Here is a 15,133-nt window from a genome sequence, read left to right on the forward strand (position 1 = left end):
AAAACGCCAATTGTGTCGGAGGCGGACGCACACTAAGTCCATTCAAATTCTCTTTTGACTGCGAGGGAGTAGCGGACATGGCTGCGACTGAAGGGCATATTCAATCCGCTGGGAAAATCCCGGCACGTCACCTGATGGTCATTATCGGTGCCTTGCTGGTAGAGGTGGCGTTTTCAATAACGCTGACTGGTCTGAGTTTCTTTACACCGGCGGTGCTCGGGGACTTTCCTGGGACCCGTGCAGGTGCGTTCATGATTTATTTCACTTTGTATGGCTTCGCTTCCGCGGCGTCAATGCCGGTGGCTGGCATGCTCATTGACCGAATCAAGGCGCCTGGCTTGTTGGTCCTTGGTGGTCTCATTGCTGCGGGTGGCTTGGTTGTCTTTTCCGCCGCACAATCTCTGTGGTGGTTTTATGCAGCCGGAATCGTCATTGGTATCGGCGTGGGGCTTTCGCTGCAGTACGTCCCGATCGTCGTTATCAATCGCTGGTTTGTGGCTAAACGAGGAACCGTGTTGGGCATCGTCCTGGCGGGAACAGGAGTGGGCGGTGTGATCCTCGGCGTAGTAGTGCCGATCCTGCTGAGAACCGTTGGATGGAGGACCTCGATGGTGATTATGGCCGTCGCAATGGTTGTGCTGACAACGGGACCGGCGTTGTTCCTGATCCGCAGCAATCCTGAGGATCTCGGCCTACGCCCGTACGGTGCGGAGGTGGCACCGGCAGATGAAGTGACCACGAAAACTGGTAACGAGCCGGGAATGACGCAGCGGGAGGCTTTTGGCAGCATCTGGTTCTACGTATTGGCGGCCTCATTGCTGTTGTTGGGCGCGATCTACGGGATGACGCAACACTTCGTGAACTATCTTTCTGGCAAGCCGTGGGGTGTGGAGCTTCGCCCAGAGGAAATTTCAACAATCATTATCACGGCAACGATTTGTCTGATCGTGTTCAAACCGTTTCTTGGCTGGTTCATCGATAAAATCGGCCTGGAGCGGGCCCTGTGGATCGTGCTGCTGATTGCGGCCGGCGCGACCGCGGCGTGGGCATACATGACCACGCTCCTGCCTTACGTGTTCTTCGTGATCTTCATCTTCCTCGGTACTGCAAGCGGCACCGTCGCCCCACCACTGATCGCAGAGCATTCGTTTGGCCAGAAAGAGTTCTCGAAGATTTGGGGCACGCTGGGGATGGCCTACCCAATTGGGCTTTCAATTGGTGCGGCTGTCTGGGGGTGGGTGAAAGACTACTTCGGCTCCTACGGCTACGGTTTTGTTTCTGTGCCGGTGTTCACATTGTTGGTGCTGTTCGGAGTGAGCGCAACGTTCCGCGGGGCCCGCAAGCTTTGGGTGCCGGAAGCGCAGCAGTTAGCCTAGTCGCGCCGGGCAAGGCTGTCAGTGGAAACGCCCGTGAGCAGGGCCGTACCGTCTTTCACGGCCACGGTGGGGTCGGAGGTGGCGTCGAAAAGTAAGGGTGCGTTGCTCGCGGCGACGATGACGTTGCCGTACTCGTGGCCGTCGAGCATTGCTGGCGGCGCGACGGCCACCGCGTAAGAGAACACTTCGAGGAGCCCGGCTATCTCCGCGCGAGTGTTTGGAAGCTGCTGCCTATCGCCGATGTTTGCGATGTAGATGCCTCCCGGGCGCAGTGCCACGGTGCACGCGCGGAAAAACTCGACGGTGGTCAGCGGGCGAGGGGTGGAGGGGCCGCTGAAAACGTCGCGAACGATGAGGTCAAGGCTGCGTGGTTGGCAGGCATGAGTGAAAGCACGTGCTTCGGCGCAGCGGATTGTGACCGGCTCGAGGTTCTCCTGAAATGCCCAGCGTACGAGTTGTGCGAGTTCCCGGTCGATCTCCACTGCCGTCTGGTGGCTTTGGGGGTAACGGTGTGCGAAGTATGCAGGCAGCGTGCACGCGGCCCCGCCGAGGTGGACTGCGCGGAAATCCGAGGGCACGGTGTCGCCGGGGCGGATGAATCCCGTGATCCACTGCATGTAGTCGAACGTCAGCACCTCCGGCGCACCGAGTACAACGTAGGAGCTGGGGACGCGGTTGAGTTCGAGGGTGTAGCCGCCGTCGCGAAGTTTGTCGGCGATGATGGTCGCTCTGCCGGTGTCTACGGGGAATGTTCCCGTAATGGATTTCTTTTGGGTGCGGGGTTTGCGTCGCATTTCATGCTCTACCTTTCAGCGTTTATTCTTACCTGTTATGTACACATTGCGTGAAGCCCGCCCCGAAGACCGCCAGGCGGTCGTGGATGTTTGGGACGAATCTGGCATTACCCAGGAATGGAACGACCCGCCGACTGACTTCGATCTTGCGATGGAAAGCCCCGGCAGCACAGTACTCGTAGCGGAGTCCCCCCAAGGTGTCGTCGACGGCGCGACCATCGTAGGTTTCGACGGCCACCGCGGGTGGATCCACATGACCGGTGTGCGTCCTAACGCACGGGGAGGCGGCGTTGGGCGCCTGCTTTCCGACGGCTGCGTGGACTGGCTGCGCGAGCGCAAGGCCCCCGCAGTGCACCTGATGGTGGCGGAAGGAAATGACGCAGGGCGTGCTTTCTGGGAGCACCTCGGCTACTTCAAGATTGAGCCACCTGTGTACATGATTTCCCTGGAAGATTAATCGTTCCAAGACTGGGTGCGCACAAATCTGGTGGAAACAAGTACGCCAACGATGACGACGCTCAACGGCAGAAGCATAGACGTGGACATCGCCTGCGCGAATGGTTGGTGAAGCACGTCGGGGAGCGCTTGGGCGCTCCCGCCGCCGGAAAAGTCGGCAGCTGCTGGCCCGAGCTGGCGCGTGAGCTGCTGCGACATCATTGCCGCGATCCCCGCCGAGCCAATGACCGCGCCGAGCTGTCGCACGGTGTTATACACGCTGGAACCCGCCCCGGCCAGGCGGGGATCGAGGTTTCGTGTCGCGATCATGGACAATGGCCCCCACACCATGGAGTTGCCAAACCCGTTGATCACGGAGACCGCGAGTAACCACATTGGGGAGACACTCGGGTCGGTAATGAAGGCCGCGGCACCAATCGCGACCGCGACGAGCGAGAGCCCTGCGATCGCGAACGGCTTGGGCTGATGCGTGTTGGTGAGCTTGCCGACCCAAGGCGAGAAGCATCCAGAAATCAATCCCGCGGGAAGCAGGAGCAGCGCTGCTTGGGTTGGCGAGTAGTGTTGCACGTTTTGCACGTAGATCATCCACGGAATGACGTAGGTGGAGATTGCAAACCCAACCGTAGAAATTGCTACGCAGGCGAGGGAAAAGTTTCGGTCAGAAAACAGCTCCAACGGCACCAATGGATCCCGGGTGGTTTTTGTTTGCCACCATACGAAGAGCGACAGCAACACGGCGCCGGTGCAAATGAGTGCAACGATGGCGAAGCTCCACGAAAATGTCTGTCCTTCCTGGATGCCGAACACCAGGCAGAACATGCCCGAAGCCGACAGAGCGACGCCAACCCAGTCAAATGTCCGTGCATTTTGCTCGAGCCTCGGCACGAAGACCCACGCCAATGCGATGCCAACAATGCCCACCGGGACGTTGATGATGAAGATCCACGCCCAGCCCCAGGCGTCGACGAGGAGGCCACCGAGCAGCGGCCCAACGATTGTCGCTACCCCTGCCGTTGCGCCCCAGACGCCCATGGCGCCACCCCGCTGCTGCGGTGCGAACGTGCGCAGCATCACCGACATCGTCTGCGGTGTCACTAGGGCACCGCCAAAGCCCTGCACAGCCCGGGCAAGAATCAGTGCCTCGATTGAGGTTGCCAAGCCGCACGCCAGCGAGGCGACCGTGAACAGGCTCAAGCCACACAGGTACACGGTCCGCGGTCCGATCCTGTCTCCGAGCCGCCCCGTAATCAGCAGCGGCACCGCGTACGCCAGCAAGTACGAACTGTTCACCCAGATAATCTGGCTGTAGGTGGCGTTAAACGCTGTGGAAATCGCAGGAATAGCGACGGCAACGATCGTCGAGTCCACCAGAATCACGAAAAACCCGACCATCATCGACCACAACGCCGCCCAGGGCCCTGTGCTGCGGGGAGTCTCCATCGCACTGACTCTACCGGGTGGTCGCCAGTGGCGAAAGAGCATAGGGCATATGATGGCACCTATGAGCGATATACATTCGACAGAAGTCTCCCAGAACGTCATCCTCCCGCAGTCAAAAGACGCAATCTTTTTGACGCTCACCATCGCACAAGGGCACGAGCGCGACGTAGTAGACATCATCGGTGGCCTTGCAGGGCTCGTCAACGGTGTCGGCTTCCGCTGGCCAGAGGCTCACTTAAGTGCGGTCCTCGGCATTGGCGCCTCGATGTGGGACCGCCTCTTCACCGTGGAAAAGCCCGAAGGCCTCCACGAATTCGTCGAACTGCAAGGGGAGAAGCACCACGCGCCGTCGACACCAGGCGACCTGTTCTTCCACATTCGTGCCGACGAATATGACGTCGCCTTCGAACTTGCGCGCCGCATCACGAAACAGCTCGGTGACGCCATCGAAGACTTCGATGAGACGCACGCTTTCCAGTACCAGGACTTCCGCGACCCTCTCGGGTTTGTCGACGGCACTGAGTCCCCGCGCGGCCAAGACGGCATCGCAACGGCGATTATCCGCGAAGGAAAGTGGGCGGGTGGCAGCCACATCGTGCTGCAAAAGTACGTCCACGATCTGAAAGCCTGGGACGATTTACCCGTCGAGGAGCAGGAGCGTGTCATCGGCCGCACGAAGCACGAGGACATCGAGTTCGACGACGACGCGAAACCGGCCAACAGTCACGTTGCTGTGAACTCGATCGAAGATGAAGACGGCGAATCGTTGGAGATCGTCCGCAACAACCTCACCTTCGGTGACGCAGCCGGCCAGCAGGGCACATTCTTTATGAGCTACGCGAAGGACGTCGCCATCACCGAGCGGATGCTGCGACGCATGTTCATCGGCGAGCCAGTTGGCAACTATGACAGAATCCTCGACTTTTCCACGGCACTCACCGGGTGCAACTTCTTTGCACCGCCGAAAACATTCATGGAAAACGTCGAGGATTACGTCAAGGAAGAACTGCGCTAACCCACAAGCTGCTGTAACTGCGGTGGTAGGTACTCGCGGATGGTAGGCCACGTCACCGCAGCGATTAAGCCCAGCCCGGCGAGCACACCAACCGTGATGAGTGCCGCCTTCGTCTTGGAACTGCCCTCCGAGGACATCAGGTTATCTTCGGCGTCCATGTCGTCGGTCTGCGGTGGGTTTGGTGTGACGTTGACGTCGACATCGTTTTGGTCGTGCGGGCGCATCGATTCAGGGTCAATACCGAAGAACGTGTCCAGGCCTTTCACGTTGAACTGCGTCGACATGTAGCGTTCGTTGGTGTTCGTGTTCCACTGCGAAATGACGACGTCGAGGTTCGCGATCGTGGAACCCGGTACGATGTACCCACCGTAAGGTTGGGAGAAATTCATCGGCGTCTGCTGAAAGTCCCAGTAGCCATTCTTGGCGATTGTCGCGACAGGCACGTCGTTCCAGCTTTGTGGCAGCGTATCCGAAATGCGGACCTCGACGGCGAGCGTGGCCTCGTTGAACATCACGAACACCCAGTGGTTGTCGATGTATCGCAGGTTCATCTCGCCGGCCTTGATCTTGTTACCGTGCAGGATCGCGCCAGCTTCGTTGCCCCACTCGTCGGTGTTGGGATTATATAGCTCCCAACTCTCTTGACTGCCAATCTGCTCCTCGGTAAAGCGAGCCAGGTACACCGGGTGCTCGCGCTGGAAGCCGGACATCACTGCGTAGATGTAGCCGTCTGGCCCTTTTTCCCAAGAGATGAGCTGGCCAAGGCCATTGAGGTAGTAGTTAGGGGTGCGCCCGATGCTCTTCCAGGTTTTCCCCTCGTCTGTGGACTTCCATGTCTGTGTCTCGAGCACATTGCCGATGCCGCGGTTCCACATGCCTTGCATGTAGAGCGTGCCGTTGATGTTGATCACATCGGACGGGATGAGGGTCAGGTTGTCGCCTTCTTTCCGGTAGTAGTTGATCAGGCCGTATGCGTCACGGTGCCCCTTGAGCGGGCGAAGGATTTCGATCTGTCCGTTGTTCATTCGCGCAACTACGCCAACAGGGCTGATCCAATCACCCTCGCCGAACTTCTTACCGCGGAACGAATCACCGAAGATCATCGCGAACTCATCACCGTTGAGCGGGGTCATCGTACCTAGATCGCCAGCCCCGATACCGACGTGCGCGGCCCACGGGCCGAGCACATCACCCATGATTTGGACGACGGTGCCATCTGGCATCTTCATCGGTTTTTGCTTTGGCTTCGATGGAAGGTCTTCGGGTCCATTAGGACGAACAGTAGGCCACGCGGGCAAAATCGAGTTGGTTTGCGCCTGCGCGCAGGGAACCGAAATCCCCGTCGCAGCAAGAGCAAGAGTAGTGGCACAGGCGATAATTCGGGTCAAAGGCGGCAAAGGCATGGGGCTCCTGGGATGAAACGTCGTGAGGCAAAATATTCGACGTCCCCTTTCACCGCAGCAGGCTGTGGGGAAGTGGACGTCGATAATTATTGGGCGAATATTGGGTTAGTTCGAAGAATCGTTGCGCTGACCAAGACCCGAGTCCAGGCGCAGCAGTCCAGAACCATCATTGCCGACAAGTGTCAGCTGGTCAACAATCTCGGAAACCGTTGCCTCTTCGCTGATCTGCTCGTCGAGGAACCACGTGATGAGGGAGCGGGAATCGAAGTCCTTGACCTCATCGGCGATGCCAGCGATGTTTCGAATCATCGCGGAGACCTTGCGCTCGTGCTCAAGCGCCGCCTGGAACGCCGCCAGTGGGGAATCGATCGAAGGTGCGTCGAGGGCGACTGTGTGCAGGGTGACGTCGTGACCCCGGTCGATCAGGTGGGTTGCGAACTTCTCCGCGTGGTCGCACTCCTCGTGGGCCTGCTCAGCGAACCAGGACGCGAAGCCTGGGAAGGACTGTGCCTCCATGGTGTAGGCGAGCTGGCGGTACAGCAGTGCCGCCTGGTATTCCGCAGTGACCTGCTCGTTCATTGCATCTTGCAATTTCTTGTCCATAGTCAAGCTCCTTTGAAGGTGTAGTTGAAAACTGATGTTACGGCGCTATTTTACGCCTGCGAGGCAAAAATGCATCAAAAGTAAGGGTATCCTAATCAATGACCTGGGGGTATGTCGATGGGGAACCTTCGCAAAATGGGCTATCCTTGCCGGTATGTCTCGTTTTAGTCCCTTAAATTGGCCGGTTGTGCGCCAGATACGCGGTGGTGACGCCTTCGCCCGAGGCGAAAACACCGAATCTGCGCGCAGCCAAGAAATGGAAGGCCGCATTGTAGAAGCGGACCGCGTTGTCAAGAGCGTGTGTCCGTACTGCGCTGTTGGCTGTGGCCAGCGCGTATATGTAAAAGACAATAAGGTCATTCAAATTGAAGGCGACCCGGATTCTCCGCACTCACGCGGACGCCTGTGCCCGAAGGGTGCAGCTTCCGAGCAGCTCGTCAACGCGGAAAACCGCGTGACCGACATTCTGTACCGAGCACCGCGCTCCAAGGAATGGGTCAAGCTTGACCGCGAAACCGCCATGGAAATGGTCGTCGACAGGTTCCTCGAAGCCCGTGAAAACGGCTGGCAGGACTTCGACGACAAGGGGCGCCCTGTGCGTCGAACCATGGGCATCGCAGGCCTGGGCGGCGCCGCGATGGACAATGAGGAAAACTACCTGATTAAGAAGCTGTGGACTGCAGCGGGCGCGGTGCAGGTCGAAAACCAAGCTCGTATATGACACTCCTCCACGGTTCCCAGTTTGGGATCCTCGTTTGGACGCGGTGGAGCGACCCAGCCACTGCAGGACATGGCAAATGCGGACTGCATTGTCATCCAAGGGTCAAACATGGCCGAAGCGCACCCAGTTGGGTTCCAGTGGGTCATGGAAGCGAAGGCGCGTGGTGCACGAATCATCCACGTCGACCCTAGATTCACGCGTACGTCGGCGATGGCACATAAGCACATCCCGATTCGTGGTGGTACCGACATCATCCTGTTGGGTGCTGTCATCAACTACGTGCTGGAAAACAACCTGTACTTCGAGGAGTACGTCAAGGCATTCACCAACGCTTCGACGTTGATCAGTGAGGAGTTCCAGGACACCGAGGACCTCGAAGGTCTGTTCTCTGGATACGACCCTGAAACGGGCGGCTACTCCAACGAGTCGTGGCAGGCGCGCAAGAAGTGGGATGCGCAGACTTCGTGGGACGTTGAGAAGGATGAAACCCTTCAGGATCCGCGAACAGTCTTCCAGATTTTGAAGCGCCACTACTCCCGCTACACCCCGCAGGTTGTTGCTGAGTCGTGTGGTATTTCCGAGGAGGACTTCTACTTCCTCGCGAACTCGATTGCGGAGAACTCTGGCCGCGATCGCACCACCTGCTTCGCGTACGCGCTTGGCTGGACTCAGCACACGTTGGGCGCACAGTTCATCCGTACGTGTGCGATCCTGCAGACGCTGATGGGCAACATCGGCCGTCCGGGTTCGGGCATCATGGCGCTGCGTGGCCACGCATCGATTCAGGGCTCCACGGACGTGCCGACGCTGTTCCACATCCTGCCTGGCTACCTGCCGATGCCGCAGTCCACGCACCAGACGTGGGACGAGTACTTGGCAGCAGTGTCGAAGCGTGATCAGAAGGGCTTCTGGCAGACCGGCGACACCTTCGCTGTGTCGTTGATGAAGGCCTACTGGGGTGACGCCGCAACCGAGGAGAACAACTGGGGCATGGACCTCATGCCAAGGTTGACTGGTGCGCACTCGACGTACCACACGCTGCAGCTGATGAACCAGGGGCTTGTCGACGGCTACTTCGTCTTCGGCCAGAACCCTGCGGTTGCGCAGTCGAACGGTCGCATTCAGCGCATGGCGCTGACCAAGCTGAAGTGGCTCGTCGTACGTGATTTCTCTGAAATCGAAACGGCAACGTTCTGGAAGGACTCTCCAGAGGTGCAGTCCGGTGAGATTTCGCCGGAGGAGATCGACACTGAGGTGTTCCTCTTCCCAGCTGCGAACCACGTTGAGAAGGCAGGTACGTTTACCCAGACCTCGCGCGTGCTGCAGTGGCGCTACAAGGCCAAGGATGCGCCGGGCGATGCCGAGAGTGACCTCGAGTTCTTCTACGACTTGGGACTTCGCTTGAAGGAGCGAGTCAAGGACTCGACCGACCCGCGCGACGTGCCGTTGCAGAAGATCACCTGGGACTACGAGTGCGATGAGCACGGTGAGATTCTGCCGGAGTCGGTGCTGAAGGAGATCAACGGCTACTACCTCGACGGTCCTCGCAAGGGACAACTCGTAGACAAGTTTGCGGATCTCAAGGCTGACGGCTCAACCTCCTCCGGCTGCTGGATTTACTGTGGTGTGTACGCCGACGACGTCAACCGTTCGGCGAACAAGCGCCCAGGCCAGGAGCAGAACGCGATGGCGTTGGAGTGGGGCTGGGCATGGCCAATGAACCGCCGCGTGCTCTACAACCGTGCTTCTGCGGATCCGGATGGCAAGCCATGGTCGGAGCGCAAGAAGCTGGTCTGGTGGAACGAGGACAAGGAGCTGTGGGAGTCCGACGATGTTGTGGACTTCCCAGTCAACCGTGCTCCTGGTTTCAAGCCAGAGCGCGACGCGGTCGGTCCTGCAGCGCTTGCCGGTGATGATGCGTTCATCATGCAGGCGGACGGCAAGGCCTGGCTGTTCGCGCCAACCGGAATGGTTGACGGCCCGATGCCGACGCACTACGAACCACAGGAGTCCCCGTTTGCGAACCCGCTGTACAAGCAGCAGCAGTTCGCCGTCGCGAATTGTGATGCGTGGGGAGGACAACCTCTCGGCGCCGAACTTTGGCGAGCCAGGTGTCGGTGTGTACCCGTACATGCTGAACACCTACCGCCTGACCGAGGCGTACACGTCCGGATCGATGACGCGAAGCCTGCCGTTCTTGGCAGAGCTGCAACCGGAGTTGTTCTGCGAGGTTTCGCACAAGCTGGCGGAAGCTGTTGGGCTGAAGAACGGTGACTGGGCGACGATCATCTCGCCGCGCAACGCCATCGAGGCGCGAGTGCTGGTCACGGAGCGCATGAAGACCCTGGTCATCGACGGTCATGAGTTCCAACAGATCGGTATGCCGTATCACTTCGGCGCAGGTTCCTACGCCGAGGTCGAAGGCGATGGACCGAACGACCTTTTGGGCATCATGCTGGACCCGAACGTCAACATCCAGGCGTCGAAGGTTTCCGCGGTTGATATCCGGCCGGGCCGACGCCCGCGCGGCGAGGACCGCATGAAGCTGGTGCGTGAGTACCAGCGCCGTGCGCGCCTGACGGAGGACACCGGTACCAAGCTGACCGACGAGTCGAAAGACGTCATCGTTGGTGAGCAGCTCGGTGACACAGAGGCGGCGAAGTACGACTCGACGAAGAAGAATATGGCGAACGGGGAAGGATAGGTTTTGACGATGAAAACGAAGAATCAGATCACCGAATCCCCAGCCAACATCGGGTACGAGAAGGAAGCTCGTAAGGCTTTCTTCACGGATACGTCGATTTGTATTGGCTGCAAGGCGTGTGAGGTTGCATGTAAAGAATGGAACCGAAACCCGCAGGACGGCTACAAGTTGTCTGGTAACTCCTACGACAACACCGGTTCGCTGAACGCGGACACGTGGCGCCACGTGGCGTTCATTGAGCAAGGCGAGGACCGGATTCTGCAGGCTCGTGAAGAGGGTGCAAAGCTCGTCGGGCTTGGAATGCCGAGCGTCAAGCCTGCCGAAGAGGCTTCCACCCGCGCGGTATTGCCGGATACACCGGATTTCCGCTGGCTGATGTCCTCCGACGTGTGCAAGCACTGCACGAACGCTGGTTGCTTGGACGTGTGCCCGACGGGTGCGTTGTTCCGCACCGAGCACGGCACCGTCGTCGTACAGGATGACGTCTGCAATGGCTGCGGTACCTGCGTTGCTGGCTGCCCGTTCGGCGTCATTGAGCGTCGTAGCGATGGTGGCGTTCGCAAGCGCAACGAGCGTTCCGGCAAGGGCGAGGACTTCACACCTGGTGAGAGCGCGCCGATTAAGAACATCGGGGTGGCCCAGAAGTGCACCATGTGCTTCGACCGCCTTCAGGTCGGCGAGCAGCCAGCATGTGCCAAAACCTGCCCGACGACGTCGATCAAGTACGGCACGTACGACGAAATGCTCGCGCTTGCGAAGGCGCGCGTGAAGGAACTGCACGCGCAGGGCATGACGGAAGCTCGCCTGTATGGCGCAAACCAGAACGACGGTGTAGGCGGTACAGGCTCAATCTTCCTGCTGCTGGATGCGCCAGAGGTCTACGGGCTTCCGCCAGACCCAGTGGTTCCAACGGCGAACTTGCCGGAGCTGGCGAAGCGCGGCGTCATTGCCGCAGCCGGAATGGTTGGCACTATTGCAGCCGCGGTCCTGATCGGAGGTAGGAAGTAAATGGCTGAGTTTGATAGCTACCGTCCACCGCAGGAGCCGCGTCGTCCGCGGCGACGTGATCAAGCGGAAGGCGAGCGCCCACGGGGCCCGAAGAAGCGTCGTGGCGAGGAGCTAATGGTGCCGGAGGCAAGCTTTGAGCACTTTGACTCCTACTACGGTAAGCCGATTGTGAAGTTCCCGCCGTGGGAGTGGCCGATTGGTGTCTACTTCTTCCTCGGCGGCCTCGCCGGAGGCTCCTCCTTGTTGGCCGTGGGAGCTGACGCGACAGGCAACAAGGAGCTGCGTCGCAACATGCGGATTAGTTCGATGGCTGCCGCCGCGGTGGGCTCCGGTTGCCTGGTGCTTGACCTTGGTCGCCCGGAGCGTTTGCTGAACATGTTCCGCGTGTTCAAGCTGTCGTCGCCGATGAGTGTCGGCTCTTGGTTGCTGGGCTCGTTCTCCTCGTTGCAGGGGCTTGCTATGCTTCCGGAACTCGACGAGCTGACTGGCAAGAAGCTGCCGCTGCCAAGCCCGCTGCGCTCGTTTATTGAGTTCGCAGCGACCCCGGCTGGTATTGCTGGCGGTGTGCTTGCCTCGCCGCTCGCGGCGTACACCGCGGTGCTGATCGGCAACACGTCGGTGCCTGCATGGCAGGAGGCGGGAAAGAACCTACCGTTCGTGTTCGTATCATCTGCGACCGCAGCGACGGGCGGCATGGGCTTGCTCACCACTTCGACGGAGAATGCCGCTGTGCCGCGAGCACTCGGTGTCGTGGGCGCAGCCGCCGATGTAGCAGCGACGTCCTACATGACGAGCCAACTGGACGACGTCTCTAAGGAAGCGTTTTCCACGGGCAAGGCAGGCAAGCTTTTCAAGGCTTCCGAGGTTTGCCTCGCGGTTGGTGGCGTTGGCGCGCTGTTCAGTAAAAAGAGTCGAGTACTCGCAGGTATTTCGGGTGTCGCGTTGATGGCGGGTTCCTGCCTGACTCGTTTCGCGGTGCTCGAGGCCGGTAAGCAGTCCACCGAGGACCCGAAGTACGTCGTTGAACCGCAGCGGGAGCGCCTGCGCAAGCGCCGTGAAGCGGGCAAGGTTGATGACGGCATCACTACCGCCTAGCTGCGACTGGAGCTAACACACAACACTGCCCCTCTCACACACCGTGTTGGAGGGGCAGTGTTGTATTTCTAGTTTGGTATTTCGGCTACTTCACCTGAACGCGACCGGTGCCTGCGACAGTTTCGCCGATGACTGGGTAGCCGGGGATCTCGCCGATGACGAGCAGCCCCCCGGAAGTCTGGGCGTCCGCAAGGAGCAGCAGCTCGTCGCCGTCCAGATCAGAGTCGATGTTGGGGCGTACCCAGTCAAGGTTGCGCTTCGAGCCGCCAGGGATGTAGCCGGCCTCGAGCGTTTCACGGGCGCCGTCGATAAATGGGACCTTCGTGTGGTCGATGACGGCGTCGATTCCGGAGGCGCGTGCCATCTTGAACAAGTGGCCGAGGAGGCCGAAACCAGTGACGTCGGTAGCGGCTTTCACACCGGCGGCGACTGCCTTTTCGGAGGCTTCCTTGTTCAGCGTGGTCATTACTTCGATGGCCTGCGGGAAGACATCGCCGGTTGCCTTGTGGCGGTTGTTCAGTAGGCCAGAGCCGATCGGCTTGGTCAAGGTGATGGGCAGGCCGGCCTCTGCGGCGTCGTTGCGCATGAGCTTGGCCGGGTCCACGATGCCGGTGGCAGCCATGCCGTAGATCGGCTCGGGTGCGGTGATCGAGTGCCCGCCGGTCACGCTGATGCCGGCTGCGGTGGCGGCGTCCATGCCACCGTGCAGTACGTCGCGGATGAGCTCTGAGGGGAGGACATCCCGTGGCCAGGCGAGCAGGTTGATGGCGGTGATTGGGGTGCCGCCCATCGCGTAGACGTCAGAGAGCGCGTTGACGGCCGCGATCTTGCCCCAGGTGTAGGCGTCATCGCAGACCGGGGTGAAGAAGTCGGCTGTGGAGATGACGGCGAGGTCGTCGCGGACGTGAATCGCGGAGGCGTCGTCGCCGTCGTCGAGGCCAACGATCACGTTCGGGTCAGCGAAACCAACCAGTCCCTGGACGGCTTCTTCGAGCTCACCGGGTGGAATCTTGCACGCACACCCGCCACCGGATGCGTACTGGGTCAAACGAATCTTAGAATTATCAGCAGCCATACCTACATGGTAGCGTTGCTTTTCGGAGGCGTACGTGTCCTGGTGGCCACCCCAGTCTTCAAAACTGGTGAGGTCGAGCATCTTGGCCTGGCAGGTTCGATTCCTGTCCGTCTCCGCCAAAACGTTGTGTTGTTGTAAGGGGAAGCACATGAATGATCCTCGCCGTCGAATCCCTCGCACAGACGCACTGCTTACGCTTGCAGCGCAGGAGCACACCGCGTTGGCGCCACACGCGCTTAAGGCGCTCGCAGGGAAGTTGCAGCAGCGCGCCCGCGACGGCGAGATCACCCCTGAAGAGGTCACCCCGGAGTTTCTCCACGCTTGTCGACGCCACCCCGGGTCCCTGACGCCAGTCCTCAACGCAACTGGCGTGGTTGTGCACACCAACATCGGCAGAGCACCGCTTGCCCCGCAGGCAATAGACGCGATGGTGGATGCCGCGCAATATGTGGATGTAGAGATGGACCTCGCAGCAGGCGTTCGATCCCGCGATAGAGGCAGGGCGGCCACGGATGCAATCCTGGCTGCATGTCCAGCGGCGGAGGACGCGCTGGTAGTAAATAATGGCGCAGCGGCGTTACTCCTTGCCGTGGCTACGTTCGCCGAGGGGCGTGACGTCGTTATCTCTCGCGGCGAACTCATCGAGATTGGGGCGGGGTTCCGCCTGCCTGAGCTCATTGAGAGCGCACGAGTGTCTTTGGTTGAAGTCGGCGCGACAAACCGTACGCATCCCTTTGACTATGAGCGGGCGCTCGACAACGCGGGAGCGGTGCTGAAGGTGCATCCCTCGAACTACAGGGTGCACGGGTTTACCGCGGAGACCACTATCGCGCAGCTTCGCGAGCTTGTCCGGCCCCGCGGTTGCGCCCTGATCGCTGACATCGGCTCGGGCCTGCTTCACCCTGATCCGCTGCTGCCGGACGAGCCAGATGCCACCACAGCTTTGCGCGATGGCGCGGACGTGGTGCTGTTTTCCGGCGACAAACTACTTGGTGGGCCGCAGGCAGGCGTTATGGTCGGAACGAAGAACGCCATTGCGAAGCTGAAGCGGCACCCGCTGGCGCGCGCAGTGCGCATCGACAAGCTGCGCCTCGCTGCGCTGGAGGCAAGCCTGAACATCGCCAGCACACCAGTCCACGACTACCTACACGCAAACTCCGACCAGCTCAAAGCCCGCGCAGTAGCGATTGCAGCGGAGGTTGGAGGCAGTGTGGTTCCGCACGACGGCCGCGTTGGAGGAGGCGGCGCGCCGGGCTTCCCACTGCCCGGTTGGGCTGTTGCGCTTGATCAGTCGTTGGCAGCCCCGCTACGGGCAGGTACCCCGGTTGTGCTCGGACGTGTCCACGAGAATGAGTTGTTGATTGACCTGCGCTGCGTGCCACCCGAGCGCGACCACGAGATCGCAGCCGCGATTCGAGCGGCCCAAGGAAAGGACTGAGTGTT

General features: G+C 60.1%; 11 protein-coding genes, 1 tRNA gene and 1 pseudogene. 8 read left to right on the plus strand and 5 right to left on the minus strand.

The genetic code is table 11. The features are described 5' to 3' along the window. The first annotated feature begins 77 nt into the window (after nucleotides 1–77). Complete coding sequence (locus R0V12_RS10485; protein ID WP_320072596.1) at nucleotides 78–1,376, plus strand: MFS transporter; 1,299 nt, start codon at nucleotides 78–80, stop codon at nucleotides 1,374–1,376. On the opposite strand, the gene R0V12_RS10490 is transcribed toward R0V12_RS10485, so the two are convergent. Beyond that, nucleotides 1,373–2,170 (minus strand): spermidine synthase, encoded by a 798-nt coding sequence (locus R0V12_RS10490; RefSeq protein WP_320072597.1) that lies wholly within the window; start codon nucleotides 2,168–2,170, stop codon nucleotides 1,373–1,375. The genes R0V12_RS10485 and R0V12_RS10490 overlap by 4 nt on opposite strands. A gap of 37 nt (nucleotides 2,171–2,207) precedes the next feature. On the opposite strand from R0V12_RS10490, the gene R0V12_RS10495 reads away from it, so the two are divergent. After that, on the plus strand, nucleotides 2,208–2,627 hold the full coding sequence (locus tag R0V12_RS10495) for a GNAT family N-acetyltransferase (RefSeq protein WP_070362721.1): 420 nt from the start codon (nucleotides 2,208–2,210) through the stop codon (nucleotides 2,625–2,627). Here R0V12_RS10495 and R0V12_RS10500 read toward each other — a convergent pair. Then, entirely contained in the window at nucleotides 2,624–4,066 is a 1,443-nt protein-coding gene (locus R0V12_RS10500; RefSeq protein ID WP_320072598.1) for a DHA2 family efflux MFS transporter permease subunit, read from the minus strand. The two genes, R0V12_RS10495 and R0V12_RS10500, sit on opposite strands and share 4 nt — an antisense overlap. A 61-nt stretch (nucleotides 4,067–4,127) precedes the next feature. Between R0V12_RS10500 and R0V12_RS10505 the strand changes: the two genes are divergently transcribed. Further along, the gene (locus R0V12_RS10505; RefSeq protein ID WP_256000409.1) at nucleotides 4,128–5,081 is read left to right on the plus strand and encodes a Dyp-type peroxidase; all 954 of its coding nucleotides are present in this window, start codon (nucleotides 4,128–4,130) and stop codon (nucleotides 5,079–5,081) included. Here the strand turns inward: R0V12_RS10505 and R0V12_RS10510 are convergent. Further along, nucleotides 5,078–6,310 (minus strand): DUF4185 domain-containing protein, encoded by a 1,233-nt coding sequence (locus R0V12_RS10510; protein WP_320072599.1) that lies wholly within the window; start codon nucleotides 6,308–6,310, stop codon nucleotides 5,078–5,080. The two genes, R0V12_RS10505 and R0V12_RS10510, sit on opposite strands and share 4 nt — an antisense overlap. Before the next feature lie 279 nt (nucleotides 6,311–6,589). Beyond that, nucleotides 6,590–7,087, minus strand: coding sequence for a ferritin (locus R0V12_RS10515; RefSeq protein WP_320072600.1), 498 nt, complete (start codon nucleotides 7,085–7,087; stop codon nucleotides 6,590–6,592). A gap of 154 nt (nucleotides 7,088–7,241) precedes the next feature. Here R0V12_RS10515 and fdnG point away from each other — a divergent pair. The 3 genes and pseudogenes from fdnG to nrfD all read left to right on the plus strand — a co-directional run bounded on the left by fdnG (nucleotide 7,242) and on the right by nrfD (nucleotide 12,615). Further along, a pseudogene (gene fdnG / locus R0V12_RS10520) lies at nucleotides 7,242–10,512 on the plus strand (formate dehydrogenase-N subunit alpha). 9 nt (nucleotides 10,513–10,521) lie between these two features. Beyond that, the gene (locus tag R0V12_RS10525) at nucleotides 10,522–11,520 is read left to right on the plus strand and encodes a 4Fe-4S dicluster domain-containing protein (RefSeq protein WP_070362714.1); all 999 of its coding nucleotides are present in this window, start codon (nucleotides 10,522–10,524) and stop codon (nucleotides 11,518–11,520) included. Continuing rightward, nucleotides 11,521–12,615: an NrfD/PsrC family molybdoenzyme membrane anchor subunit gene (gene nrfD, locus R0V12_RS10530; protein ID WP_256007830.1), complete on the plus strand. Its 1,095-nt coding sequence runs from the start codon at nucleotides 11,521–11,523 to the stop codon at nucleotides 12,613–12,615. Between the two features lie 85 nt (nucleotides 12,616–12,700). On the opposite strand, the gene selD is transcribed toward nrfD, so the two are convergent. Then, nucleotides 12,701–13,690, minus strand: a complete 990-nt coding sequence (gene selD / locus R0V12_RS10535; RefSeq protein WP_256059991.1) for a selenide, water dikinase SelD — start codon at nucleotides 13,688–13,690, stop codon at nucleotides 12,701–12,703. A gap of 24 nt (nucleotides 13,691–13,714) precedes the next feature. Here selD and R0V12_RS10540 point away from each other — a divergent pair. After that, nucleotides 13,715–13,809 (plus strand) — tRNA-Sec (locus tag R0V12_RS10540). A gap of 29 nt (nucleotides 13,810–13,838) precedes the next feature. After that, nucleotides 13,839–15,128: an L-seryl-tRNA(Sec) selenium transferase gene (selA, locus tag R0V12_RS10545; protein ID WP_070479411.1), complete on the plus strand. Its 1,290-nt coding sequence runs from the start codon at nucleotides 13,839–13,841 to the stop codon at nucleotides 15,126–15,128. The last annotated feature ends 5 nt before the right edge of the window (nucleotides 15,129–15,133 follow it).

It is taken from the genome of Corynebacterium sp. UMB2355A (assembly GCF_033877495.1).
GTDB classification, from domain to species: Bacteria; Actinomycetota; Actinomycetes; order Mycobacteriales; family Mycobacteriaceae; genus Corynebacterium; species Corynebacterium pseudogenitalium.